Origin of the sequence: Modestobacter italicus, assembly GCF_000306785.1 — a bacterium.
GTDB lineage: Bacteria > Actinomycetota > Actinomycetes > Mycobacteriales > Geodermatophilaceae > Modestobacter > Modestobacter italicus.
Genome location: NC_017955.1, coordinates 87,940 through 112,596, shown reverse-complemented (window position 1 = coordinate 112,596; position 24,657 = coordinate 87,940). Strand labels below are relative to the sequence as shown.

Below are 24,657 nucleotides of genomic sequence, written 5' to 3'. Positions count from 1 at the left end.
ACCCTCGAGAAGGACACCCCTCATGAACGTGTGGATGAAGCGCGCCCTGCAGACGGGCCTGTTCACCGGCGGCCTGCTGGCGCTCGGCACCGGCATCGCCTCCGCCGACGACGGCCTGGCCGACGTGACCGTCCCGGTCACCGTCAGCGACAACGCCCTGGCCGTCCTCGGGACGACCGGCAGCACCCCGGCCGAGATAGACCTGCCGGCCCTCGACGGCACCCTCGCCGCCGACCTCGGGGCGGTCAGCCTGACCGTGCCGATCACGATCGGCGGGAACGCGGCGGACGTCGCCGGGATCGACGTCGTCCAGCCCGACGCGGAGGTCCCGGCCGCGCCGGCAGCGGGCTCCTCGGCGGGCTCCCTCGTGGACGTCGACGTGCCGGTGACCGTCACCGGCAACGCGGTCGCCGTCCTCGGCGAGGCGACCGCTGACGCCCCGGCCGGCCCGGCCACCCCGCCGGCGACCGGGTCCGGCTCTGGTCCTGGCGGGACGCTCGCGGACGTCGACGTCCCGGTGACCGCGTGCGGCAACGGGATCGCCGTCCTCGGCGACGCGACAGGCAGCTGCACCGCCCCCGCCACCACCCCCGACACCGACGGTGACCCGGCCGTCGACGTCGACGCCCCGATCACCGCGTGCGGCAACGGCGTGGCCGTTCTCGGCGACGCCACCGGCGGCTGCACCACCCCCGCCACCACCCCCGACACCGGTGGGGACCCGGCCGTCGACGTCGACGCCCCGATCACCGCGTGCGGCAACGGCCTGGCCGTTCTCGGCGATGCCACCGGCGGCTGCACTCCCGCAGCCACCACCCCCGGCCCGGGTGGGGACCCGGCTGTCGACGTCGACGTCCCGGTGACCGCCTGCGGCAACGGGATCGCCGTCCTCGGCGACGCGACCGGCGACTGCACCACCCCCGCCACCACGCCCACCACCGGCGGGCAGCCGGTCGTCGACGTCGACGTCCCGGTGACCGCCTGCGGCAACGGGATCGCCGTCCTCGGCGAGGTCACCGGCGACTGCACCGCCCCGGTGGGGCCGACCGCTCCGGTGGACCCGACCACCCCGGTCGGCTCGACCACTCCGGGGACCGTCACCGGCCTGCAGGGTCCGTCGCTCGACCTGGTCACCCTCGGCGCCGTCGACCAGCGCGGTGCGGTCAGCACGGTGTCGGCCTCGTCCGGCGTCCTGGTCACCGCTGACGGCAGCACGGCCGGCACGTCCGGTGGGCTCGCCTACACCGGCACCCCGGTCGCGGCGCTGGCGCTCGGCGGCCTGCTCGCCCTGGCGCTGGGCCTCGGGCTGATCGCGCTCCCCCGCCGTCGGACGAGCGCCCTCGGCTGACCCGGTGCGGACGGGCCCGGTCACCTCGCGGTGGCCGGGCCCGTCCGGCTGCTCAGGAGAAGAGCGCGCTGTAGCCGTTGAGCGCGGGCTGCCCACCGAGGTGGGCGTAGAGCACCGTCGCCGACGGGTCGATCTCGCCCCGGCCGACCAGGTCGATCGTGGCCGCCATCGACTTTCCCTCGTAGACCGGGTCGGTGACCATGCCCTCGGTGCGGGCCGCCAGCTCCATCGCGGCGATCGTGGTCGCGTCCGGGATGCCGTAGACGCCGGCGTGGAAGCGCTCGTCGAGCTCGACGTCGTCCAGGGTGAGCGGACGCTGCACGCCGATCGCCGTCGCCGTCCGCTGCGCGATCCGCAGCACCTGGTCGCGGGTCTCGGCCGGCTTGGCCGAGGCGTCGATGCCCAGCACCCGCCGCGGCCGGGCGCCCTGCTCCTCGCGCTGGGCGAAGCCGGCGACCATGCCGGCCTGGGTCGAACCGGTCACCGAGCAGACGACGACGGTGTCGAAGAAGACGCCGAGCTCCGCCTCCTGGGCGGCGACCTCGTGCGCCCAGTTCGCGAAGCCCAGGCCGCCGAGCGGGTGGTCCGACGCCCCGGCCGGGATCGGGTAGGGCTTGCCGCCGCCGTCGACGATCTCCTGGAGCGCGGTTTCCCAGCTCTCCTTGAACCCGATGCCGAACCCGGCCTTCACCAGCCGGACGTCGGCGCCGGCCAGCCGGCTGATCAGGATGTTGCCGACCTTGTCGTAGACGGCGTCCGGCCAGTCGACCCAGCTCTCCTGCACGAGCACGCACTTGAGCCCGACGTGCGCGGCGACGGCGGCGACCTGCCGGGTGTGGTTGCTCTGCACACCGCCGATGGAGACGAGCGTGTCGCAGCCCTGGGCCAGCGCGTCGGCGACCAGGTACTCCAGCTTCCGGGTCTTGTTGCCGCCGTAGGCGATCCCGGAGTTCACGTCCTCGCGCTTGGCCCACACCGCCGCCCCGCCGAGATGGGCGGTCAGCCGGTCCAGCTTGTGCACCGGCGAGGGGCCGAACAGCAGCGGGTGGCGGGGGAAGTCGCTCAAGGTCGTCACGGGGTCTCCTCCAGTTCGGACAGCAGCGCCGTCCAGATCTCGGTGGTGGTGGTGACGGCGGCGTCGACGTCGGCGGCCGCGCAGGCGGCGATCAGGGAGTCGTGCAGCGCCACGGACCCGCGGCCGTGCGCGGCGGCGAACCGCTGCCGCTCCAGCCGGCGGACCGCGGGGGTGAAGCGGTCGATCGTGGCCCGCACCGCGGTGTTCCCGCAGCGGGCCAGCAGCACGTCGTGCAGCTCGTCGTCGGCGGCGAGTGCGCCGTCGAGGTCGCCGGCACCGACGGCGGCGGCGAAGCGCTCGTTCGCGGCCCGCATCGCCGCGACGTCCGCGGCCGTGACCGCCGCGGCGCCCTCCCGGACGGCCAGTTCGTGCATCGCCCGGACGACGACGGCGGCGTCCCGCACCTGCTGCGGCACCAGCGGGGTGACCCGGGTGTGGCTCTGCGGCTTGCTCTCCACCAGCCCCTCGTCGGCGAGCCGGGCGAGGGCGGTGCGCACCGGGGCGACCGACAGCCCGAGCCGGCCGGCCAGCTCGGCGTCCTTCACGACGGCGCCGGGCGCCAGCTCGCCGCTGACGATGGCCGAGCGGATGAGGGTGAGCGCGTGGTCCCGCAGCAGGACCCGGGGCACCGGCGCGATCGACACAACTGACATCTGACATGTCAGTTGCACCACCTGTCAAGGCACCCGTCCGGGGCTTTCTGTACCGGAAGCACCGGGCTTCCAGTACAGGAAGCCCATGGGTCGGGACGGCGGCCGGATCGTTGCGGTCGCCGTCCGTCGAGCCACTCGTCCCGGCCGGCAGGCGTCCCTACGGTCAGCGGCATGAGCCTGGACTGGTCGACCCCGCCCGCCGACGCCGCTGCGCACTTCGCCCGCCGGTTGGCGGTGGAGACCGACGTCTCCGACGTGCACGCGGCCCTGGAGTCCGGCCGGCCCGGCTTCGTGCTGCTGGACAGCCGCAGCGAGGAGTCCTGGGCGCAGGGCCACGTGCCCGGTGCGGTCCACCTGCCCGGCCGCGAGATCGCCGGGCGGGCCGCGGCCGAGCTGGACCCCGCCGTCCCGGTGGTCACCTACTGCTGGGGTCCGGGCTGCAACGGGGCCACCCGGGCGGCGCTGACGCTGGCCCAGCTGGGCTACCGCGTGCGGGAGATGATCGGCGGCTTCGAGTACTGGGCCCGGGAGGGCCTGGCGGTCGAGACGGCGACCGGGGTCGCGCGCCCTGACGTCGACCTGCTGACCGCGCCGGCCGGCATCAGTTGCGGCTGCTGACCCTCAGCTCGCCTCGGTGCAGCGCTCGTCGGGCAGGCTCTCCCGGGCCCAGGTGGTGAGCTGCTGGAGCACCGGCCGCAGCGCCCTCCCGGCCTCGGTGAGCTGGTAGCTGACCGCGACCGGCGGCCCGTCGTCGACGGTCCGCTGCACGAGGCCGGCCGCGGCGAGCTCGGTGAGCCGGTCGGAGAGCACCGAGTCGCTGATGCCGCCGACGGCGCGGCGCAGGCCGGTGAACGTCGCCGGCCCGCCGGCGAGCACGCCGATGATCAGGCCGTTCCAGCGCTTGCCGAGGAACCCGAAGGCACGTGCCAGCGCGCCGTCGCACGCCTCCGGCGTGTGCAGGACGTCCTCGGTCACCGGTTCATCGTAGGACCTGGCTGCTCCTCGCTGCACTCCTCCTTTCGAAGTGCTAGCTTTCCGCTAGTGCTAGCAATTCGCTAGTGACTAGTCGTGAGGGAGCGCCACCATGTCCTTGTTCCGTCTGGACGCCAGCATCCGGGTCGAGGGATCGGCCAGCCGCGAGATCGCCGACATCGTCGAGCGCGAGTGGCGGGCCGGGAACCCGGACGCGCCGGTGACCCGCCGGCACGTCGGCACCGAGCCGATCCCGGCCACCACGTGGGGCGCCGCGGTCGCCGGCTCGTACCTGCCCGCCGAGGAGCGCACCGCCGAGCAGGCCGAGGCGCTGGCGCTGGCAGCCACCCTCACCGACGAGCTGGTCGACGCGGAGGCCCTGCTCTTCGCCGTCCCGCTGTACAACTTCGGCGTCTCCCAGCACCTGAAGAGCTGGGTCGACCTGGTCATCACCGACCCGCGGATGGGCCCGCGCGCCGAGCCGGCGCTGGCCGGCAAGCCTGCCGTGCTGGCCGTCGTGCGCGGCGGCAACTACAGCGCCGGGACCCCGCGGGAGGGCTGGGACCACGCCACCGCCTGGATGCGCCGCATCTTCGCCGACGTCTGGCAGCTGGACCTGCGCGTCGTCGAGCGCGAGTTCACCCTCGTCGGGGTCAACCCGGCGCTGGACTCCTTCGCCGACCTCGCCGCCGACCTCAAGACCACCGCCGAGCGCGAGGCCGCCGAGCACGGCCGGCTGCTGAGCTCCACCCGCCTCGCGGCCTGACGACGGGACCGGGTCGACCCGGGTGAGGTGGGGGTGAGCCGCGTGCGCACGCGGCTCATCCCCGCCTCGGGCGGGTCACGCCGAGCCCAGCGCCGGAGGCGGGTCGTCGGCCAACCGGCTCCACAGCAGCTCGTCGTGCTTCACGCCGTCGGGGTAGCGGTACGACCTGCGGGCCGGCCCTCCAGCGTGAACCCCGCCTTCGCCGCCACCCGGCCCGAGGCGACGTTCTCCACCGCGTGGAACAGCTGGACGCGGTCCAGCCCCAGGGTCGAGAACCCCCAGCGGCAGACCGCGTCGGCGGTACGGACGGCGATCCCCCGGCCGCGGGCGGCGGCCACCGTCCAGTAGCCGGTCTCCCCCTCGGCCTGGTCGTGGTCCAGCTCGTGCAGCGACACCGAGCCGACCAGGACGCCGGCGTCCTCCACCGCCCACGAGCAGTGGTCCCCGGTGCTCCAGTCGGCGAGGCGGGCGAGCCGGGCGCGGGCGCCGTCCAGGGTCCGGGACTCGACGCCGTGCCACTGCCGCATCACCGGGTCCTGAGCCGCCGCCCACACCGCCTCGGCGTCGTCCTCATGCCAGGGGCGCAGCAGCAGCTCCCCGACGGTCAGCTCCACCGGCTCCACGGCTCGGCTCCCGTCCGGCTCGTGGCCGGCCGAGCCGGCGAGGCCTTGTAGGTCGAGTTCGGGGCTCACGTCAGTACTCCTACCAGCCGGTGACCGTCCCCGAGAGGTGACGCCACGTCCCGCGGGCGCACCCTCTAGAGTCGGTTGGGTGATCGAACCGACGCGTGAACGGACCTACTCCTGGGGCGACCCGTCGGTCAGCGCCGAGGCCGCCCGGACCTCGGCCGGCATCGAGGTGCTGGAGGCGATGGTCCGCGGCGAGCTGCCCGCCCCGCCGGTGATCGCCACGCTCGGCTTCTCCCTGGACACCGTCGAGCCGGGGCGGGTGGTGTTCTCCTTCGCGCCGGAGGAGTTCCACTACAACCCGATCGGCTCGGTGCACGGCGGGGTCTACGCGACCCTGCTGGACTCGGCGACCGGCTGCGCGGTGCACTCGATGCTGCCCGCCGGCGTGGGCTACACGAGCCTGGACCTGACGGTGAAGTTCCTCCGGGCGATCACCGTCGACACCGGCCGGGTCCGCTGCACGGGCACCGTCACCCACCTGGGCGGGCGCACCGCGCTGGCCGAGGCGCGGCTGGTCGACGACGCCGACCGGCTGCTCGCCACCGCGATCAGCAGCATCCTGGTGATCCGCCCCCAGCCCGGCACCGCCGTGGGCTGACCCGCGCGCCGACTGGGCAGATGCGGTCGCCGCGCCCGGCGGGTCGCGCCGTGTCGCCGACCGCACCTGCTCAGTCGAGCTCGACCCGCTGCCCCGGCGGGCACTCGACCAACCGGTCGGCCAGGCCGGCGGCGGTGAGGGCGGCACGGACGTCGTCCCGGTCCTCGCTGAAGTGCGCCCACGAGTCGACGTGCACGACGACCACCCGGTCGGCGTCCAGCCGGCGGACCGCCTCGGCGACGTCCTCGCCGGTGAGCGTGAGCGGGGCCCCGTCGAACAGCGCGGTGCGCGCGGCACCGGCGAACAGGACGGCGACGTCGACCTGCGGGAACGCCGCCGCGACCTCGTCGACGCAGTCCAGCGAGGCGTTGTCGCCGCTCACGTAGACCGTGGGCAGGCCCGCGCCGGTGAGCACGAAGCCGGTGACCGGACCGGTCAGCTCCTCCGCTCCCGGCGGCCCGTGCACGGCGCGGACCCCGGTGACCTGCACCGGACCGACCGCGACGGTCTCGCCGGTGGGCAGCGCCCGGGCCGTCCCGCCGAGCCGCTCGGCGGCGAGCCCGGTGGTCAGCACCACCGGCGCGTCGGTGAGCGCCGCCCGGCCGGCGGTGTCCAGGTTGTCCGGGTGCTGGTCGTGGCTGAGCAGGACGGCGTCGACCGGGCCGAGCTCCTGGGCGTCCAGCGCCGCCGGCGCGGTCTTGGTCAGCGACCGGCCACCACCCAGCGGGTACTCCCCCGGCGGGTCGAAGGTGGGGTCGACCAGCAGCCGGACCCCGCCGAGCTCGAGCAGGGCGGTCGGCCCGCCGGTGAGGGTGACGGCGAGGGCGTGGGGAGCCATCGGGTCACCGTGTCAGAGACGGTCGACCACCACGAGCCCGGGTCAGCCGATCCCGAGGGCGCTACCCGCCTGGGGCAGGGCGGCGGCGTCGGCGATGACCGCGTCGATGAGGCCGTAGGTGCGCGCCTCGGCGGCGGTGAACCAGCGGTCCCGGTCGGAGTCCCGCTCCACCTGCTCGACGCTCTGCCCGGAGTGCTCGGCCTGCAGCTCGGCGAGCTGCCGCTTCGTCCGCGCCAGCATGTCGGCCTGGATGGTGATGTCGGCGGCGGTGCCGCCGAGCCCGGCCGAGGGCTGGTGCATCATGATCCGCGCGTGCGGCAGCGCGAAGCGCTTGCCCGGGGTGCCGGCGGTGAGCAGGAACTGGCCCATCGAGGCGGCCATGCCCATCGCATAGGTCGCCACGTCGCACTGCAGGGACCGCATCGTGTCGAAGACGGCCATCCCCGCGGTCACCCCGCCACCGGGTGAGTTGACGTAGAGGTGGATGTCGCGGCGCGGGTCCTCCGCGGCGAGCAGCAGCATCTGCGCGGCCAGCTGGTTGGCCAGCACGTCGTCGACCTCACGGCCGAGGAAGACGATCCGCTCCCTCAGCAGCCGCTCGTAGACCGCGTCGTCCAGGGTGGCAGTGCTCATCGGTGGGTTCCTCTCCGTGGTGGACGGGACACCGTCAGCCAATCGCCGCACCGCAGGAATGGCGAGGGGAATGGCGTTCTTGTGCTGGACGCGCAATTCCTGCGCCGTCAGAGAAAGGCACTGGACAATTCCCCGGTCCGGCACCGTGGTCTCATGAGGACGTGACCGAGACCCCCGTCGTGCGCGCGGCGACCCGCGCCGACGTGCCCCGGATGGCGGCCACGCTGGCCGCCGCCTACCCCGACTACCGGTGGACCTCCTGGGCGCTGCCGGAGGACGGCCGCGCCCAGCGGCTGTCCCGCTGGGCGGAGCTGTGGGGCGGGCTGGTGCCGGTGCTCGACGGGACGGCGTGGGTCACCGACGACGTCAGCGCGGTCGCAGCCTGGGTCGCACCCGACGCCGGTGAGCCGGCCGCCGACCTGCAGGCCGTGATCGACCGCGACCTGCCCCGGGTCTTCGGCGCCCGGCAGCCGGTGGTGGCGGCCAGCGAGCGGCTCGGCGCGCTGGGCCGGCCCGACGCGCCGCACTGGTGGCTGACCGCGGTGGGCACCCGGCCGGCGGGCCGGCACCAGGGCCTGGGGACGGCGGTGCTCCAGCCGGTGCTGGAGCGGTGCGACGCCGAGCGGGTGCCGGCCGCGGCCACGGTCTACACCTCGACCGTCGTCCGCTGGCTGCAGCGGTCCGGGTTCGCGGTCACCCACGCCACCCGGACGGCGGTCGACCACGAGCTCCCGGTCTGGACGATGGTGCGGCAGCCGCGCCGCCTGGCGAGCTGACCCCCCGGGGCCACGGACAGGCGGGCCCGGACGGCGACCAGCGGGCTCGTCGTCCCGGCCTGAAGTGAGCCTGTCCTGACCCCCGGGGGCCACAGGTAGGCCCGGATGGTCCCCGCGGGGCGGGCAGGACAGGAGTGACCAGCTCCCTGCCCGCCCCCGCGAGGTCCCCGTGTACCTGTCCAAGACCGAGGCCGCCGTCCTCACCAGCACGCTCCCCCGCACGCTGCCCCGCCCGGTCGAGCCGCGGGTCAGGCGCCGGCTGTGGCCGCTGCTCGGACCGGCGTTCGTCGCCGCGGTGGCCTACGTCGACCCGGGCAACTTCGCGACCAACTTCTCCGGCGGCGCCTCCTTCGGATACACGCTGCTGTGGGTGATCGTCGCGGCGAACCTGATGGCGATGCTCATCCAGTCGCTGACCGCCAAGCTGGGCCTGGCCACCGGGCGCGACCTGGCCACCTGCTGCCGGGAGCGGCTGCCGAGGCCGGTCGTCTGGGGGCTGTGGGCGCAGGCCGAGGCGGTCGCGATCGCCACCGACCTGGCCGAGATCGTCGGCGGCGCGGTCGCGCTGTACCTGCTGTTCGGGGTGCCGCTGCCGATCGGCGGGGTGATCACCGCCGTCGTCGCGTTCGTGCTGCTGGCGGCCCAGTCGCGGGGGCACCGGCCGTTCGAGCGCGTGATCACCGGGCTGCTGCTGGTGATCGGCGGTGGCTTCGCCTACACGCTGGTGGGCTCCGGGGTCGACGCCGGCGGCGTGGCCACCGGCCTGGTCCCCAGCTTCGCCGGTACCGACAGCCTGCTGCTGGCCACCGGGATCCTCGGCGCGACGGTGATGCCGCACGTCATCTACGTGCACTCGGCGCTCACCCCGGGCCGCTACGGCGACACCGTGACCGCCGGGCGCACGCACGCCGGACGCCGCCGGCTGCTGCGCGCGCAGCGGCTCGACGTGCTGCTGGCCATGGGCCTGGCCGGGCTGGTCAACGCCGCGATGCTGGTCATCGCCGCGCAGCTGTTCACCGGCGACGCCTCGATCACCTCGCTGGAGAGCGTGCACGCCGGGCTGGGTGACCAGCTCGGCGGCGGGGCGGCGCTGGCGTTCGCGCTGGCCCTGCTGGCGTCGGGGTTCGCCGCGTCCTCGGTCGGCACCCACGCCGGGCAGGTGGTGATGGCCGGCTTCCTGCGCAAGCACGTGCCGGTGCTGGCCCGCCGGCTGGTCACGCTCGCCCCCGCCCTGCTGGTGCTCGGGCTGGGCGGCGACCCCACGACGGCGCTGGTCTGGTCGCAGGTCGTGCTCTGCTTCGGCATCCCTTTCGCGCTCGTGCCGCTGCTCTGGCTGACCTCGCGCCGGGACCTGATGGGCGGCTGGGTGAACCGGCCGGTCACCACGCTGACCGGCTCGCTGGTCGCCGCGCTGATCATCGGGCTGAACGGCTACCTGCTGGTGAGCACCGTGCTGGGCTGACCAATGAGAACCCCGTGCGTCCGTCGTCTCTGGTACGACATCACCGGCGACCGCCGGTCCTGACGCTGAGGAGCACTGCACATGGGCGCGATCAAGGTCCACGAGTTCACCACCGTCGACGGCGTCGTCGACGTCCCCATGTGGACGGTCGACTACGGGTTCCCCGACGACCTCTCGGCCTCGATCGGCGAGCTGACCGGGTCCGCGTCCGGCATCCTGCTCGGCCGCACGACGTTCGAGATGTTCGCGCCGGCCTGGTCGACGCGCACGGTCGAGGAAGACCCCGGCGCCCCGTTCTTCAACGACACCCGCAAGTACGTGGTGAGCTCCACGCTCACCGACGCCGAGCCGGTCTGGCGGAACTCGACGGTGCTCGGCGGGTACGCCGCCGACCGGGTCCGGGCGCTGAAGGGCGAGGTGGACGGCGACCTCTACGTCAGCGGCAGCGCGACGCTGGTCCGGGCGCTGCTGGCCGACGGCCTGGTCGACGAGCTGCACCTCTACGTCTACCCGCTGGCCGTGGGCACCGGCATCCGGCTGTTCCCCGAGGGCACCCCGCAGAAGCTCGCGCTGCGGGGCGTCGAGGGCCTCAGCAACGGTGTGGCGCACCTGACCTACGGCCCCGCGGCCTGACGGCGGGGGAACCCGCGGGCGGTCCGCCGCGTTGACGCCGGACCGCCCGCTCCCCCGCCGTGGAGGTCCCCCGTGCTGCCACTGCCCCCGCTGACCGCCCAGGCCGACCGGCTGATCGCCCTCGGGCTGCACGAGCTCGCCGGGCTCACCCCGGCCGAGCTCTGCGACGCCGCGGCCGCCGCTGATCCGGGCGACGGCGCCCTGCTGGTCCTGCACCCGGACCTGGCACCGGCCTCCCGGCTGGCCGGGCTCGTCGAGCGGGAGGGCAGGCAGGGGTTCGTGGTCGTCGACATGACCGACGTCGACGCCTTCGCCCCGGTCGAGGCGGTCACCCTGCCCGCCGGACCGCTCGCCCTGGTCCACGGTCTCGAGCGCGGCGACGAGCTGGCGAACTGGAGCCCGGACGAGGCGCTGCCGGCGATCACCGGGCGGGGCCGCAGCCCGCTGACCCTCACCGAGGGCCTGCACTGGCTGCTCCAGCAGCCCGCCGCGCTGGAGCGCAACCGCTGCTTCATGACCATCGGGTCGCGGCTGCGGAAGCCGGACGGCCGGCTCGACGCCCGCACGCCGGCGCTGTGGCTGAGCAACGGCACCGGCCGCGACGGCAGGGACCACCGGGGCGCGCCGAAGGTCGGCTGGTGCTGGGCCGGCAACCGGCACACCTGGCTGGGGTTCGCCTCGGCGTCCGGCCGCACCGCCCTGCGCTCCGCCGGAGCCGCGCTCGGCAGCGCCGCCCGGTAGGTCCTCCGCAGGCTCGAGCTCTGCCCCCAGGTGGGGGCAGAGCTCGACGCTGCGATCAGGTCCTCGGGAGGGCCTCCCCCACCTCGGCGAACAGCGGGACGGCGCTTGGCACGCCGGCCAGCGCCTGCTCCGCACCCCCCGCTGCCTCGGCCACCGCGGGCGGCACCAGCACCTCGATGCCGTCCCCCTCCGGCCGCGGGGTCGCCGCAGCGACGACGTCCGGGTGCCCGGCGACCAGCCGGTCCGCCTCGACCGCCAGGTCGCCCGGGCGGTACGCGGTCTGCTGCACGGTCACCTCGACCCCGCCGGCGTCCCGCAGGACGGCCTGCACCGCCGCCGGGGGCTCCCCGAACCAGCGGACGACGAGCCGGGTGCGGTCCAGGCTGATGCCGTGGGTGCCGGCGTCCGGCGAGTCCCCGGCCACGGCGGCGAGCCGCTCCAGCAGGTCGTAGACGGCCGTCGGGCCACCCGGCCAGGCCACGAACTCGCCGCGGCCGAGCTGCGGTGCCGGGGCCGCCCGCTTCGCCCCCTTGCGTGCTGCCACGTGCCCATCATCCAGGCTGTGCGCATGGAGATCGCCGGCGCACGGATCTGGGTCACCGGCGCGTCCAGCGGCATCGGCGCGGCGCTGGCCCGCGAGCTCGCCGACCGGGGCGCGCACCTGGCGGTGAGCGCCCGCAGCGTCGACGCCCTCACGGAGGTCGCCGGGGGCCGGATGGTCGTCGTCCCGCTCGACGTGACCGACCGGGCCGCCACCGTCGCCGCGGGCGGAGCGGTGCGCGAGGCCCTGGGCGGGTTGGACGTCGCCGTCCTCAACGCCGGGACGTGGTCGCGGTTCCACGTGGAACCGTGGGACTCCTCGCTGTTCGCCGAGCACCTGCAGGTCAACGTGATGGGCGCGGTGCACACGCTGGAGGCGGTGCTGCCGCAGATGCTCGCCGCGGGCCGCGGCCGGGTCGTCGGGACGGCCTCGGTCGCCGGGTACCGCGGGCTGCCCGGCTCGGAGGCCTACGGCGCCGGCAAGGCGGCGCTGCTGAACCTGCTGGAGGCGCTGCGCGGCTCGGTGGGCCCGCGCGGCGTCGTCGTCCAGACGGTGTCACCGGGCTTCGTGCGGACCCCGATGACCGACCGGAACCGCTTCCCGATGCCGTTCCTCATCGAGCCGGAGGCGGCCGCCCGGACGATCGCCGACGGCATCGCCCGGGACAAGGCGGAGATCGTGTTCCCGCTCCCGATGGCCGTTTCGATGAAGCTCGCCCGGCTGGTGCCGGTCCGGGCCTGGACGGCGCTCACCGCCGCGATGGCCCGCCGCGGCCTCCACGGCGGGCCGGAGCGCCGCGCGGGTTGAGCCGCCTGCAGACGGGTTGAGCCGCGTCAGCACGCGGCTCAACCCTGCCTGGTGCGGCTCAACCCGTTCCAGCCTCAATCCCGGGGGCCGCCGGCGACGTAGATGACCTGGCCGGAGACGAAGCCGGCACCCTCGCTGACCAGGAACGACGCGGTGTGCGCGATGTCCTCGGGCTGGCCCACCCGAGCGACCGGGATCTGCTTGGCGGCCATCTCCTTGAACTGCTCGAACGGCACGCCCACCCGCTCGGCGGTCTGCGCGGTCATCTCGGTCTCGATGAAGCCGGGGGCGATCGCGTTGGCGGTGACGTTCCAGCGGCCCAGCTCGATGGCGAGGGTCTTGGTGAAGCCCTGCATGCCGGCCTTGGCGGCGGAGTAGTTGACCTGGCCGCGGTTGCCCAGCGCCGAGACGCTGGAGAGGTTCACGATCCGGCCGAACTCGGCCTCGACCATGTGCTTCTGCGCCGCGCGGCTCATCAGGAACGCACCGCGCAGGTGCACGCCCATGACCGCGTCCCAGTCGGCGACGCTCATCTTGAACAGCAGGTTGTCCCGGGTGATGCCGGCGTTGTTGACCAGCACGGTCGGCGCGCCGAGCTCCTGCGCGACCCGCTCCACCGCCGCCGCCACGGAGCTCTCGTCGGCGACGTCGGCGCCCACCGCGAGCGCCTCGCCACCGGCCCGCTGGATCTCCTCGACGGTGCCCTTGCAGGCCGCCTCGTCCAGGTCGAGCACGGCGACCTGCATGCCGTCCTGGGCGAACCGCCGGGCGACGGCCGCGCCGATGCCCCGCGCTGCCCCGGTGATGATCGCCGTCCGCTGCTGTGCCACTGCATCTCCTCGTCGAGTTGGTCGGCAGGCCGCGTGGAGGCCCTCCCCCGCTGCGCGCACCCGTCTGGCTACTGACCAGTACACCGCACGCCGGGCGCGCGTCCGGCTGCCGGGTGCCCGGGGCGGCCACCCGACGGGCAGCCGCCCCGGTCCGACCGGTCTAGGGTGGGCGCACACACACGACAGGGGAGCGCTTCGGCGCTGAGAGTGCGGGCAACCGCAGACCCTCGAACCTGATCCGGGTCATGCCGGCGCAGGGAGTCTGGAGGAGCACCATGGCCGCTCAGGCCGTCCGTCCGTCCGATGCTGCCCCGGCGACGCCGCGGTGGCGCACCGTCGACATCGTCGTCACCGCCGTGCTGGGCGTCGCCTTCGGCGTCGTCTTCTGGGCGTGGTCGCTGCTCTCCAGCGCCGTCGCGCCCGCGTTCGCGGCGTTCCCGCCCGGTCAGGCCGTGCTCTACGGCGTCTGGCTGCTGGCCGCGGTCGTCATCCCGCTGATCGTCCGCAAGCCCGGCGCCGCGCTGTTCGGTGAGCTGATCGGCGCCACCGTCGAGGCGCTGCTGGGCTCGCACTTCGGCAGCCTGGTGATCCTCTACGGCCTGCTCCAGGGCGCGGCCGCCGAGCTGGGCTTCGCGCTGTTCCGCTACAAGCGCTTCGGCTGGCTGCAGGCGCTGCTGGCCGCCGCCTTCGCCGGGGTCGCCGCCGCCGTCCTGGACTTCGTCAACTACTACCCGGACTGGACCGGCGGCTGGAAGACGACCTACCTGCTGCTGGTGGTCGCCAGCACCGTCGCCGTCGCCGGCGTCGGCGGCATGGCGCTCACCCGCGCGCTGGCCGCCAGCGGCGCGCTGTCCTCGTTCGCCTCCGGCCGCACCCGGGTGTGACGAAGGACCACGTCCCTCCCCGCGACACGCTCCGCGCGCCTCGGGCCCCTGGGACGAGGCCGTTCCAGCACAGTGCAACAACGATCCGGCTGTCCGGGTGGGGGTTCCGGCACGCCTCCCGGCGGGCCTGGGCGGTGCGGGACGTCGACCTGGCCGTCCTCCCGGGCGAGCGGGTGCTGCTCACCGGCGCCTCCGGCGCGGGCAAGTCGACGCTGCTGCGGGCGCTGGGCGGGCTGCTGGAACCCGAGTCCGGGGACGTCGCCGGCGAGCTCACCGTCGACGGCGACGCCCCGGACCGCCGGCGGCAGCGGGTCGGCATGGTGTTCCAGGACCCGGACTCCCAGCTGGTGATGACCCGCGCCGGTGACGACGTGGCGTTCGGCCTGGAGAACACCGGGACGCCGCCGGAGCTCATCTGGCCCGCGGTCGACACCGCCCTGGACGCGGTCGGCTTCACCCTCGGCCGGGACCGGGCCACCGCCGCGCTGTCCGGCGGCCAGAAGCAGCGGCTGGTGCTCGCCGGTGCGCTGGCCCCGCGTCCGGGGCTGCTGCTGCTCGACGAGCCCACCGCCCAGCTCGACCCGGAGGGCACGGCGCTGGTCCGGGCGGCCGTCGTCCGGGCGGTGGCCGACCGGTCGGCCACCCTGGTCGTGGTCGACCACGACGTCGAGGCGTGGCTGCCGCTGGTCGACCGGGTGGTGGAGCTGCTGCCCGGGGGCGGTGCCGCGGAGCACCCGGCGGGCTGGCGACCGGCCCCGCTGCGGCTGCCCGCGCGGCACCCGCACCCGCCGGGTGAGCAGCTGCTGGCCGCCGTGGGCGCCGGCTACACGCACCGCGGCAGCGACCGCCCCGCGCTCGCCCCGACCGACGTCGTGCTGCGCGCCGGCCGGACGCTGGCGGTCACCGGACCCAACGGCACCGGCAAGTCCACCCTCGCCTTGCTGCTGGCCGGGCTGCGCGCCCCCACGGTCGGGGAGGTCGTCCCCGGGGCCGCGCTGACCGCGGGGCTGCGCCACCCGGACCGGCCGCCGGCGCGCTGGCGGGCCGGTGAGCTCGCCCGCCGCATCGGCACCGTCTTCCAGCAGCCCGAGCACCAGTTCCTCACCGGCCGGGTCCGCGACGAGCTGTCCCTGGGGCCGTTGCGGTCGGGGGCGGGCGCCGCCGAGGCGCACGCCGCGGCCGAGGAGCTGCTGGACCGGCTGGGGCTCGCCCCGCTCGCCGACGCCAACCCGTTCACCCTCTCCGGCGGCCAGCAGCGGCGGCTGTCGGTCGCGACCGCGCTGGCCACCCGCCCGCGGGTGCTGGTGCTCGACGAGCCCACCTTCGGCCAGGACCGGGAGACCTGGGCCGAGCTGGTGGCGCTGCTGGCCGAGCAGCAGGACGACGAGCGGGCGCTGTGCCTGGTCACCCACGACGCCGCCGTCGTCTCCGCCCTCGCCGACGACGTGCTCACCCTCGGCCGCCCGGTGGGCGTGGGATGAGCGCGCCGCTGTCCCTGGGCCCGGCCCGGCCGGTGCCGCTGTCGGCGGTCAACCCGGTCGCCCAACTCACCGCGGTCGTCGTCGTCACCGTCGTGCTGCTGATCTGCGGTGACCTGGTGACCCCGCTGGTCGTGCTGGCCGCCGAGCTGGCGCTGCTGCCCGCCGCCGGGCTCACCCGGCCGGCCGACATCGCCCGGCGCACCTGGCCGCTGCTGCTCAGCGCCGCCGGGATCACCTGGGTCAACGTCGCGTTCGGCTCGCTGGACGGCGCGGCGGCCTGGCAGAGCGGCGCCACCTGGGGGGTGCGGGTGATCGCGCTGGCGCTGCCCGGGGTGCTGCTGGTCGCCTCGACCGACCCGGTGCGGCTGGCCGACGCGCTGACCCTGCACTGGCGGGTGTCCACACGCTTCGGCTACGGCGCGCTGGCCGCGCTCCGGCTGGTGCCGCTGCTGGCCACCGAGTGGGAGTCGATCCGGCTGGCCCGCCGGGCCCGCGGGGTGGACGCCGGCCGGAACCCGGTCGCCGGCGCCCGGCTGTTGGCCGGGACGGCGTTCACCCTGCTGGTCGGGGCGCTGCGGCGGGCGACCCGGCTGGCCACCGCGATGGACGCCCGCGGCTTCGACTCCGGCGTGGCCCGCAGCAACGCCCGGGGCTCGGTGCTGCGGCCGCTGGACGGCTGGTTCGTCGCCGGCGCGGTGCTGCTGTGCGCGGCCGCGGTGACCGCCAGCGTGCTCACCGGCGCCTGGCACCCGGTCTTCTCCTGATCGTCAGTCCCGCTGCGCGGTGAGGACGGCGAAGGCGGCCAGCGCCACCGACCAGCCCAGCTGCACCGCGACCAGCGCCGGCGGCACGGTGCCCAGCAGCAGCGCGAGCGCCACCGGCGCGGTGCCCAGCACCCCGACGTCCGGCCCGCGGACCAGGGTGGTGCTCACCCCGACCGGCACCGCGCCCATCGGCGAGGACAGCACCGGCCCGGACCAGTCGAGGTCGGGCCGGTAGCCGGCCCGCACGGCGGCACCCGCCCAGGCCGGCGCTGCCGCGACGCCCAGCGCCAGCCACCCCAGCGGGGCGCCGGTCCCCTGGCCGACCAGCAGCGCGGACAGGCCGCAGACCACGGCCAGGACGACGACCGGCAGCAGCACCCGGGCCCGGACCACCTCCTCGGCCGCCATCGGCAGCGACCGGTCGGCCGCCGGGGCGGCGGTGGCCCGCCGGCTGGGCTCGCCCACCGCGACCGCCGCGCTCCCCCACCCCAGGACGACGGCCACCGCGACCAGCGCCGGCAGCTCGGCGAGCCCCTGCGTGCGGGCGGCCAGCACCGGCAGCGCCCCGCCGGCCAGCAGCTGCCCCCAGCGCACCGGGGAGCGGCCGAGCACCGCCAGGTCGCCGGCGACCACCGCCTGCCACGGGTGGCGCACCTGGCGCCAGGACCGCCGCCGCCGGGGCCGGCGCACCGTCGTCCGCAGCGCCCGGCCGAGCTCGCGGGTGTCCAGCGACAGGACCGACGCGGTGGCGTACTGCACCGTCTCGCCGGAGGCGCGCAGCGACCCGGCCGGCAGCCGGTCCAGCCGCCGGTCGGCGGCGCCCATGCTCGCGGCGGCGACGACGGCGAGCAGCCCGACGAGCGCCGCGCCGAGCGGCTCCGGCAGGGTGCCCCGGCCGCCGCTGGGCAGCCGGCCGCCGGCCACCGCCAGCAGGCAGCCGACCGCGGCGGGGCCGGCCAGCGCGGCCACGGTCACGGCCCCGGCCAGGGCGGGCACCCAGCGCGTGCGGTCGACGGCCTGGCGGAGCACCAGCGCCCCCACCGCCGCGACCGCCAGCAGCGCCGCGGCGCCGGTCCCGAGGAGCACCCCGGTCGGGGTGCGGGCCAGGGTCAGCGCCACCGGGACGCCGACCGCCGCTGCGGCCGCCCCCGCCAGCAGCGCGACCCGGCGCAGCTCGCCGCGCAGCAGCCCGCGCCGCCCGGCCGGCAGCGACAGCCACCAGGCGGCGGCCGCCGGGGTGGCGCTCACCGGGCCGAGCCGGGCGAGCAGCGCCACGAGCGCGGCCGCCAGGGCCAGCGCGACCGCCGCCGCGGTGAGCCAGCCGGGCAGCACCGCCGAGCCCGCCGCCGGCCGCGCCGCGATCTGCTCCCGCAGCCGGGCGACGGTGCCGCCGCACAGCGCCACGGCGACGCCGGCCGAGGTCAGGCCGGAGAGCAGGTCACCGGCGCGGGTGAGCCACGAGGTGTCGGCGCGGGCGGCGGTGGCCCGGCGGGTGTAGCGGCGGACCGCGGTGCCGCTCCACTCGTCCTCTGGTCGCGCCACCAGCGGCACCGCGGCCGGCACGGCTCAGCCCTCCTGGAGCGCGGCGACCGCGTCGGCGGGGGCGACGACCGGGCACGCGTCGTCGCCGACGACCAGCACGCGGTCGGCGAGGGTGCCGATGAAGGCCGGGTCGTGGCTGGCGAACAGCACCGCGACGCCGGTGCCCACCAGCGCGGCGAGGCGGTCGGCGAGGCTGCGCCGCATCGCGGTGTCCAGCCGCCGCTCGGGCTCGTCGAGCACCAGCAGCCGGGCCGGGCGCACCAGCACGCCGGCCAGCGCGAGCCGGCGGCGCTGCCCGGAGGACAGCTGGGTGGGCAGCGCCCCGGCCCGCTCGGTGAGCCCGAAGGCGGCGAGCTGGTCGGCCACCACCTGCTCGGCGTCCACCACCCCGTGCCCCCGGGCGGTGAGCAGCAGGTGCTCCTCGCCGGTCAGCGAGGGGAAGAAGGCGTCGTCGTCGAGCACCCCGGCCACGGCCCGGCGGAAGTCCGCCGCCCGCTCGTCGACGGGCCGGCCGGCGAAGGTCACCGACCCGGCCAGCGGCGGCAGCAGGCCGACCATCGTCTGCAGCACCGTGGACTTGCCGGCGCCGTTGGGCCCGACCAGGGCCACCGCCGTGCCGGCCTCGACCGACAGCGTGACCGGGGCGCACACCGGTTCCCCGCCGTAGCCGACCGCCACGTCGGTGGCGCTCAGCAGCCCGGTCTCCGCCATCGCTGCGCACCCTAGGACGACGGGTGCGGCTGGTGCCCGCCTCCCCCGCCGGGCAGGATGAGGCGAGGGTCACGTCCTCCTGCGGGTTTGCGGTCCTGCAGCGCGGGCCAGTACTGGGGTTCGCCGCTGAGCGTGCAGCGGCCGGGTGACGAGGAGTGCGGGTGACGGGCGAGTCGGCCGGTCCGGCGTGGCCCTCGTCGCCACCGCCACCGGCCGTCGACGGCTGGGCCTGGCAGCTCGGCCACGTCTCCGAGCTGCCCCGGGTCCGCGCCCAGCTCCGCCGCGGTCTGGCCGCGGAGTCCGACGGGACCGACGCGGCGGCCGACCTCGACGAGGCCGTCGTCCTCGCCTTCGACGAGATGGCCTCCAACGCGCTCCGGCACGGCGGGGGCGGGGTGAGCGCCCGGGTCCAGCGGACGTCGCGCGCCTGGCTGGTCGAGGTGTGCGACTCCGCCGCGGAGCGCCCCCCGCAGCCCGCCGTCGGCCGGGACCCGAGCCAGGGCGGCCTCGGGCTGTACCTCATCGCGGAGATGGCCGACGACCACGGCTGGCACCTGGCCGGGAGTCAGAAGAGCGTCTGGGCGCTGCTGCCCCGGCGCTGACCGCCGTCAGGGCGTGTCGGGCGTGACCTCCGGTCCCGCCTCGGCCGGTCGCGGGCGGTCCTCCCGGTGCAGCCGGACGGCGACCAGCGCGACGTCGTCCTCGGAGCCGTGCGGGCGCATCCGCGCCAGCACCTGGTCGCAGAGCTCGTCGAGCCCCAGCCCGCCCAGCTCCGCGAGCAGCGCCGCCAGCTGCGCCACGCCGTCGTCCAGCGGCAGGTCCGGTCCCTCGACCAGGCCGTCGGTGTAGAGCAGCACGGTGGACCCGGTGGGCAGCACGGCGACCTGCTCACGGCGGACCGCCCGCGCGTCGACGCCCAGCATCAGGTCGGCCCGTCCGGTGGCGAGGACCTCGACCCGGCCGTCGGGCAGCAGCACCAGCAGCGGCGGGTGCCCCGCGCTGGACCAGCGCAACCGGGTCTCCCCGCGGTCGCGGTCGACCGGCTCCTGCTCGAACCGGGCGACGGCGGCGGTGGCCAGGGTGTGCACCTGCAGCCCCTCGATCGCCCGGTCCAGGTCGGTGAGCACGGCCGCCGGACCGCCCCGGCTGCTGTAGGCGATGCCCCGGAGCAGGCTCCGCAGCTGGCCCATGGCCGCCGCGGCCACCGTGTCGTGGCCGACGACGTCCCCGATCGCCACCACGGTGGCGCCACCGGGCTGCAGGAAGGCGTCGTACCAGTCACCGCCGACCTGCGCGGCCTGCACGGCCGGGACGTACCGCACCACGATCTGGGAGTGGTCGGGCTCCGGTGGGGCGGTGAGCAGGCTGCGCTGCAGCTCCTCGGCCATCCGCCGCTGCTGCTCGTGCAGGGCCGCGCTGTCCAGCGCGAGCGCGGCCCGGTCGGCCACCTCCCGCAGCGTCGCCCGGTCGGCGGCGTCCATGGGCTCGCGGTCGGGTCCGCGGTACAGGCTCATCGCGCCCAGCACCCGCCCGCGGGCGACGAGCGCCACCGCGACCGCCGTCGCCGGGTCCAGCTGCCAGTAGGCGTCCCGTGCCTCGCCCGGCGGGAGTCCCCGCCCCACGGCGGCCGCGACGTCGGGCACCACCGTCACCTCGCCGGTGGCCAGCGCGTCGACGATCGGTGCGGTGGAGCTGAGCGCGGCCAGCCGCACCCGGGCGTACTGCGCGGCCACCGGGCGCAGGTCGGGGTCGCGGTGCCAGCTGGCGACGTCGTGCAGCCGTCCGTCGTCACCGATGAGGCTGGCGATCGCCCAGTCGGCCAGCTCGGGCACGACCGCGGACATCAGCTCGGACAGCGCCCCGTGCCCGCCGCGCCGGTCGATCAGCGCGGCGGAGAGGGTGTCGGAGACCCGGGCGATCAACGCCAGCCGCCGCGCGTCGCGCCGGGCGACCTCCTCGATCCGCCGGCGCTGCGTCACGTCCAGGAAGTAGACCGAGAGCCCCTCGGGGCTCGGCCAGGCGCGGACCTCGTACCAGCTGTCCAGCGGCGGCGGGTAGTAAGCCTCGAAGGCGGCCTGCTGCCCCGACTCCATGGCGGCCCGGTAGTGGACCTCGAAGTCGCTGCCGACGGCGGCGGGGAACAGCGCCCAGATGTCCCCGCCGACCAGCTCGTCCCGGCCGCGCCCGAGCAGCCGCTCGGCCTCGGCGTTGGCCTGGGTGAAGGTCCAGTCGCGGTCCAGGGAGAAGAACGCGGTCGGCATGGACTCCAGCACGCGGGCCACCCGGGCGTCGGCGTGCCGGCGCTCGGTGGTGTCGTGCGCGGCACCGATCATCCGCACCGGTGTCCCGGACTCGTCGGCGAGGGTGCGGCCGCGGCTCTCCACCCAGCGGACCTCGCCGTCGGGGTGCTGGACCCGGTACTCGACGACGAAGTCGCCGCGGGTGTCCAGCGACGTCTGGAACACGTCGGCGACCCGCCCGGCGTCGTCGACGTGCACCCGGTCGAAGAAGGCCCTGCGGGTGCCGGGGAACTCGGCCCGCTGGTAGCCGAACACCTCCAGCATGCGGTCGTCCCACACCAGGCGGTCGGTGAGCAGGTCCAGGTCGAAGGTGCCCAGGCTCGCGGCGTCCAGGGCGAGCTCGCCGCGGACCCGGCTCGCCTCGAGCTCGGCGGTGACCGCGGCGAGCTCCAGCTCGCTGACCACGGGAGCGGACAGCCGGGAGAGCAGCACGACGTCGCCCTCGCTCCAGTGCCGCGGCTCGGGTCCGAAGACGGCGAGCACCCCGACCACGAGGTCCTGCGCGGGGTCGACGAGCGGGACGCCCAGGTAGGACACGATCTCCCCGGACCGGACCGGGGGGAGGTCGCGGACGCGGGGGTCGGTGCGCGCGTCGGTGACCACCAGCGGCCCCCGGCACCGGATGGTCACCCCGCCGAGGGTCTGCTCGCGCTGGTACTCGGTGCCGATCTCCCACACCGACGTGCCGGCGACCCCGGCGATGGTGTGCACCTCACCGACGACGGCGACCTGCGCGGAGGGCGCACCGAGCAGGGTGGCGGCCAGGTCGGTGAGCCGCTGCAGGCCCGGCTGCCCGACCCCCGTCGCGGCGACCCGGCGGGCCGCGGCGAACCGGTCGGGGTCGAGCGACGACATGGCCCCCCGCCCCTGGATCCGCCTTGACGGGTCGGCTCCCCGTCGACGTGCAGCCCCGATCATGCCTCCTCGGAGGGCGGCTGCCGTGCGGGATCCCCCGTCAGCGGCCGACGGCGTAGCCCTGCATGCCCCGCGGGTTCGCCGCCGCGCGGAGGACGCCGGTCTCCGGGTCGATCGACACCGCCGACAACCGCCCCAGCGACCAGGCGTCGGCGACGGTGACGGTGTGCCCGCGCCGGCGGAGCTCGGTGATCGCCTGCTCGCCGAGGCGGGACTCGACGACGACCTCGCCGGGGTTGGTCTCCCGCGGGTAGAACGACGACGGGAAGCTGGTGGTGTGCCAGGCCGGCGCGTCGATCGCGGCCTGCAGGTCCAGGCCGCCGAGCACGTGGGCCAGCCAGAAGCACAGCTGCCACTGCTCCTGCTGGTCACCGCCCGGGGTGCCGAAGGCCAGCGTCGGGACCCCTCCGCGCAGCGCCAGCGACGGGGTGAGCGTGGTGCGCGGGCGCTTGCCCGGCAGCAGCGAGTTGGGCAGCCCCGGCTCCAGCCAGAACATCTGCGCCCGGGTGCCGAGCGCGAACCCCAGCGACGGGATGGTCGGGGAGCTCTGCAGCCAGCCACCGGAGGGGGTGGCCGAGACGAGGTTGCCCCAGCGGTCGACGACGTCGACGTGGCAGGTGTCGCCGCGGGTCGTGCCGCGGGTGTCGACGGTGGGCTCGCCGACTCCGGCGAGGGTGCCGGCCGAGGGGCGGAGCCTGGCCGAGGTGTCGGTGACGAAGGCCGGGAGCCTGGGCGGGCGCCCACCGGGCGAGCCGGGCCGCAGCTCGGTGCTGGCCCGGTCGCTGATGAGCGCCCGCCGGTGCTCCGTGTACGTGGCGGACAGGAGGTCGTCCACCGGTGCCTGTGCCGTGTCGCCGTACCAGGCCTCGCGGTCGGCCATGGCCAGCTTCACCGCCTCCACGCTGGCGTGGACCAGGTCGGCGTCGGCGGTGCCCGACACGTACCCGGCCCCGGCACCTGCCGCCGGGTGGCCGTCCAGCATCGCGAGCGCCTGGAGCAGCGCCGGGCCCTGGGACCACGGCCCGGCCTTCGCGAGCGTCCACCCACGCCAGTCGAGGGTGACCGGCGGCTCGTACGTCGGGCGCCAGCCGGCGAGATCTGCTCCGGTGAGGAACCCCCGGTGCGGACGACCGGAGTCGTCCATGACCGGGGACCGGGAGAACTCGTCGATCGCCTCGGCGACGAACCCCTGGTACCAGGCCGCGAGTGCCGCGTCGATCTGCGCCTCTCGGGAGGGACCGCGCGCTGCGTCGAGCAGTCGGCGGTAGGTCGAGGCGAGGACCGGGTTGCGGAACAGGCGGCCGGCGGTGGGGGGTGCTCCGTCGGGGGCGAGCCAGGTGGCGGCCGAGGTAGGCCAGTGGGAACGGAAGTGCTCGGAGACCGAGGCGACGGTCGCGGCGACCCGCGGGAGGAGCGGGTGGCCGTGCTCGGCGTACTCGATGGCGAAGCGGAGGACGGCGTCCAGCGGCAGGGTGCCGTGGTCGCGGAGGAGGGTCAGCCACGCGCCGAGGGCGCCTGGCACGGTGGCGGCGAGGAGCCCGGTGCCCGGGACCAGGTCGAGTCCCAGCTGGCTGTAGGCCTCGATCGTGGCGCCCGCGGGGGCGACCCCCTGACCGGACAGGACGACGGGCTCCCCCGCGCCGGTGGCTGCCCGCGGGCTCCGGGCGAAGAGGACGGGGACCTCCCCACCGGGCCCGTTGAGGTGCGGTTCGACGACCTGCAGGGTGAGGCCCGCAGCGACCGCGGCATCGAAAGCGTTGCCGCCGGCCTCGAGGGTCGCCATGCCTGCCGCGCTGGCGAGCCAGTGGGTCGAGGCGACCATCCCGAAGGTGCCGGCCAGTTCCGGACGCGTGGTGAACACGTAGCCAGCCTAAGGACTGGACGGCGGTGCGCGCGCTGCCACGAGTGCCGGCGGGGCGGTGGGGTGGTCGGCAGCTCCCGCTCGTGGGCGGGCTCGTCGTCCGGGGCCCGATGCCGGACCTCGGGGAGCGGCGGCAGGACCAGGCGGTACACCGGCGGCGGGACCGGCCGGTCCCAGCTCAGCCGCGCGCCGTGCTGCCCGGCACCCCAGCCGGCCGCGTGCCGGGTCAGCCCGCGCAGCCGGGCGAGCAGCGACCGCACCGGTGCGGTCAGCCGCGGCGCGGGGGCGGCGAACCGGACCGGGGTGCGCAGCAGGTCCACGGAGAAGTCGGTGGCGAACGCGATCGCCGCCTCGAGCTCGAGGTCCACCGGCGCCGGACGCGGGGGCGCGGGGGCAGCGGCCGGCGCCGGAGCCACCCGGGTGGCCTCAGCCGTGACCGGGGCCGTGACCGCAGCCGTGACCGGGGCCCGCCCGTCGCCCAGCCGGTGGACCCGCAGCGGCGTGCTCCGCCAGCTCAGGTGCGCGCCGTCGGCACCGGCACCCCAGCCGGCCAGCCGCCGGTGGGCCCGCCGCCAGCGGGAGGGGACCGGCGACCCGGCAGCCGGCGGGCTGCCGGGCTCGACGCCCAGCACGCCCACCGCGAGCCCGACGGCCAGCCCGACCGCGAGGTCGGCGGCGAGGTCGGCGCCGACGTGCAGCTCGGCCGGCTGGGTGGGGCCGGTGCCGAACAGCCTGGGGAGACCGGCGGACCCGACGGCGCGCACGTCGCCGCGGGTGCCCGGTGCGATCTGCACTGCCATCGGTGCCGCCTTCCGGGACGTGGTTGCCGCGGTCGGG

Annotated in this window: 25 protein-coding genes and 1 riboswitch; of the genes, 13 read left to right on the top strand and 12 right to left on the bottom strand. The window is 76.1% G+C overall.

Annotated elements, in window-relative coordinates:
* Positions 1 to 22 precede the first annotated feature (22 nt).
* Positions 23 to 1,348 (top strand): hypothetical protein, encoded by a 1,326-nt coding sequence (locus tag MODMU_RS00580; protein ID WP_014738194.1) that lies wholly within the window; start codon positions 23 to 25, stop codon positions 1,346 to 1,348.
* Between the two features lie 52 nt (positions 1,349 to 1,400).
* Here MODMU_RS00580 and MODMU_RS00575 read toward each other — a convergent pair whose 3' ends face one another.
* Together MODMU_RS00575 and MODMU_RS00570 are read right to left on the bottom strand one after the other, a co-directional pair.
* Positions 1,401 to 2,423 (bottom strand): 1-aminocyclopropane-1-carboxylate deaminase, encoded by a 1,023-nt coding sequence (locus tag MODMU_RS00575; protein WP_014738193.1) that lies wholly within the window; start codon positions 2,421 to 2,423, stop codon positions 1,401 to 1,403.
* Positions 2,420 to 3,076 carry a GntR family transcriptional regulator gene (locus MODMU_RS00570; RefSeq protein ID WP_041794802.1) on the bottom strand — a complete coding sequence of 219 codons (657 nt, stop codon included), beginning with the start codon at positions 3,074 to 3,076 and terminating at the stop codon, positions 2,420 to 2,422. The genes MODMU_RS00575 and MODMU_RS00570 overlap by 4 nt, the downstream gene beginning before the upstream one ends.
* Before the next feature lie 171 nt (positions 3,077 to 3,247).
* Here MODMU_RS00570 and MODMU_RS00565 point away from each other — a divergent pair, with 171 nt between their 5' ends.
* A complete protein-coding gene (locus tag MODMU_RS00565; RefSeq protein ID WP_014738191.1) occupies positions 3,248 to 3,694 on the top strand; it encodes a rhodanese-like domain-containing protein in 447 nt (148 codons plus the stop codon).
* 3 nt (positions 3,695 to 3,697) lie between these two features.
* Here the strand turns inward: MODMU_RS00565 and MODMU_RS00560 are convergent, their stop codons facing one another.
* Entirely contained in the window at positions 3,698 to 4,051 is a 354-nt protein-coding gene (locus MODMU_RS00560; RefSeq protein WP_041794801.1) for a winged helix-turn-helix transcriptional regulator, read from the bottom strand.
* Positions 4,052 to 4,160: 109 nt separating this feature from the next.
* On the opposite strand from MODMU_RS00560, the gene MODMU_RS00555 reads away from it, so the two are divergent.
* Positions 4,161 to 4,814, top strand: a complete 654-nt coding sequence (locus MODMU_RS00555; RefSeq protein WP_014738189.1) for an FMN-dependent NADH-azoreductase — start codon at positions 4,161 to 4,163, stop codon at positions 4,812 to 4,814.
* Between the two features lie 140 nt (positions 4,815 to 4,954).
* On the opposite strand, the gene MODMU_RS00550 is transcribed toward MODMU_RS00555, so the two are convergent.
* Entirely contained in the window at positions 4,955 to 5,506 is a 552-nt protein-coding gene (locus tag MODMU_RS00550) for a GNAT family N-acetyltransferase (protein ID WP_014738188.1), read from the bottom strand.
* A 79-nt stretch (positions 5,507 to 5,585) separates the two neighbouring features.
* Between MODMU_RS00550 and MODMU_RS00545 the strand changes: the two genes are divergently transcribed.
* Positions 5,586 to 6,101 (top strand): PaaI family thioesterase, encoded by a 516-nt coding sequence (locus tag MODMU_RS00545; protein ID WP_014738187.1) that lies wholly within the window; start codon positions 5,586 to 5,588, stop codon positions 6,099 to 6,101.
* A gap of 70 nt (positions 6,102 to 6,171) precedes the next feature.
* Here MODMU_RS00545 and MODMU_RS00540 read toward each other — a convergent pair whose 3' ends face one another.
* A complete protein-coding gene (locus MODMU_RS00540) occupies positions 6,172 to 6,939 on the bottom strand; it encodes an MBL fold metallo-hydrolase (protein ID WP_014738186.1) in 768 nt (255 codons plus the stop codon).
* A gap of 42 nt (positions 6,940 to 6,981) precedes the next feature.
* Positions 6,982 to 7,572 carry an ATP-dependent Clp protease proteolytic subunit gene (locus tag MODMU_RS00535; RefSeq protein WP_051143893.1) on the bottom strand — a complete coding sequence of 197 codons (591 nt, stop codon included), beginning with the start codon at positions 7,570 to 7,572 and terminating at the stop codon, positions 6,982 to 6,984.
* Positions 7,573 to 7,733: 161 nt separating this feature from the next.
* Here MODMU_RS00535 and MODMU_RS28005 point away from each other — a divergent pair, with 161 nt between their 5' ends.
* From MODMU_RS28005 to MODMU_RS00515, 4 genes are all read left to right on the top strand, one after another.
* A complete protein-coding gene (locus MODMU_RS28005) occupies positions 7,734 to 8,348 on the top strand; it encodes a GNAT family N-acetyltransferase (protein ID WP_014738184.1) in 615 nt (204 codons plus the stop codon).
* 169 nt (positions 8,349 to 8,517) lie between these two features.
* Positions 8,518 to 9,810, top strand: a complete 1,293-nt coding sequence (locus tag MODMU_RS00525) for an Nramp family divalent metal transporter (RefSeq protein ID WP_014738183.1) — start codon at positions 8,518 to 8,520, stop codon at positions 9,808 to 9,810.
* An 81-nt stretch (positions 9,811 to 9,891) separates the two neighbouring features.
* Positions 9,892 to 10,443, top strand: coding sequence for a dihydrofolate reductase family protein (locus tag MODMU_RS00520; RefSeq protein ID WP_014738182.1), 552 nt, complete (start codon positions 9,892 to 9,894; stop codon positions 10,441 to 10,443).
* A 72-nt stretch (positions 10,444 to 10,515) separates the two neighbouring features.
* The gene (locus tag MODMU_RS00515) at positions 10,516 to 11,184 is read left to right on the top strand and encodes a DUF5701 family protein (protein ID WP_014738181.1); all 669 of its coding nucleotides are present in this window, start codon (positions 10,516 to 10,518) and stop codon (positions 11,182 to 11,184) included.
* A 55-nt stretch (positions 11,185 to 11,239) separates the two neighbouring features.
* Here the strand turns inward: MODMU_RS00515 and MODMU_RS00510 are convergent, their stop codons facing one another.
* Positions 11,240 to 11,728: a hypothetical protein gene (locus MODMU_RS00510; protein WP_014738180.1), complete on the bottom strand. Its 489-nt coding sequence runs from the start codon at positions 11,726 to 11,728 to the stop codon at positions 11,240 to 11,242.
* 24 nt (positions 11,729 to 11,752) lie between these two features.
* Between MODMU_RS00510 and MODMU_RS00505 the strand changes: the two genes are divergently transcribed.
* Positions 11,753 to 12,532: an SDR family NAD(P)-dependent oxidoreductase gene (locus MODMU_RS00505; protein WP_014738179.1), complete on the top strand. Its 780-nt coding sequence runs from the start codon at positions 11,753 to 11,755 to the stop codon at positions 12,530 to 12,532.
* A 74-nt stretch (positions 12,533 to 12,606) separates the two neighbouring features.
* Here MODMU_RS00505 and fabG read toward each other — a convergent pair whose 3' ends face one another.
* Positions 12,607 to 13,362 (bottom strand): 3-oxoacyl-ACP reductase FabG, encoded by a 756-nt coding sequence (gene fabG, locus MODMU_RS00500; RefSeq protein ID WP_014738178.1) that lies wholly within the window; start codon positions 13,360 to 13,362, stop codon positions 12,607 to 12,609.
* Between the two features lie 174 nt (positions 13,363 to 13,536).
* Positions 13,537 to 13,639: riboswitch (TPP riboswitch) on the top strand.
* Between fabG and MODMU_RS00495 the strand changes: the two genes are divergently transcribed.
* The 3 genes from MODMU_RS00495 (at position 13,638) to MODMU_RS00485 (ending at position 16,491) form a co-directional block, all read left to right on the top strand.
* Complete coding sequence (locus MODMU_RS00495) at positions 13,638 to 14,246, top strand: ECF transporter S component (protein ID WP_014738177.1); 609 nt, start codon at positions 13,638 to 13,640, stop codon at positions 14,244 to 14,246. (Overlaps the previous riboswitch by 2 nt.)
* 134 nt (positions 14,247 to 14,380) lie before the next feature.
* A complete protein-coding gene (locus MODMU_RS00490) occupies positions 14,381 to 15,727 on the top strand; it encodes an ABC transporter ATP-binding protein (protein ID WP_014738176.1) in 1,347 nt (448 codons plus the stop codon).
* Positions 15,724 to 16,491, top strand: a complete 768-nt coding sequence (locus MODMU_RS00485; protein ID WP_014738175.1) for an energy-coupling factor transporter transmembrane component T — start codon at positions 15,724 to 15,726, stop codon at positions 16,489 to 16,491. The genes MODMU_RS00490 and MODMU_RS00485 overlap by 4 nt, the downstream gene beginning before the upstream one ends.
* Before the next feature lie 3 nt (positions 16,492 to 16,494).
* On the opposite strand, the gene MODMU_RS00480 is transcribed toward MODMU_RS00485, so the two are convergent.
* Positions 16,495 to 18,054 (bottom strand): DUF6297 family protein, encoded by a 1,560-nt coding sequence (locus tag MODMU_RS00480; RefSeq protein ID WP_014738174.1) that lies wholly within the window; start codon positions 18,052 to 18,054, stop codon positions 16,495 to 16,497.
* A 3-nt stretch (positions 18,055 to 18,057) separates the two neighbouring features.
* Positions 18,058 to 18,744 (bottom strand): ABC transporter ATP-binding protein, encoded by a 687-nt coding sequence (locus MODMU_RS00475; protein ID WP_014738173.1) that lies wholly within the window; start codon positions 18,742 to 18,744, stop codon positions 18,058 to 18,060.
* Between the two features lie 161 nt (positions 18,745 to 18,905).
* Here MODMU_RS00475 and MODMU_RS00470 point away from each other — a divergent pair, with 161 nt between their 5' ends.
* Positions 18,906 to 19,346, top strand: coding sequence for an ATP-binding protein (locus tag MODMU_RS00470; RefSeq protein ID WP_014738172.1), 441 nt, complete (start codon positions 18,906 to 18,908; stop codon positions 19,344 to 19,346).
* A 6-nt stretch (positions 19,347 to 19,352) separates the two neighbouring features.
* Here MODMU_RS00470 and MODMU_RS00465 read toward each other — a convergent pair whose 3' ends face one another.
* Complete coding sequence (locus MODMU_RS00465) at positions 19,353 to 21,899, bottom strand: SpoIIE family protein phosphatase (protein WP_014738171.1); 2,547 nt, start codon at positions 21,897 to 21,899, stop codon at positions 19,353 to 19,355.
* Positions 21,900 to 21,999: 100 nt separating this feature from the next.
* Positions 22,000 to 23,820, bottom strand: a complete 1,821-nt coding sequence (locus MODMU_RS00460; RefSeq protein WP_014738170.1) for a gamma-glutamyltransferase family protein — start codon at positions 23,818 to 23,820, stop codon at positions 22,000 to 22,002.
* Positions 23,821 to 24,657 lie beyond the last annotated feature (837 nt).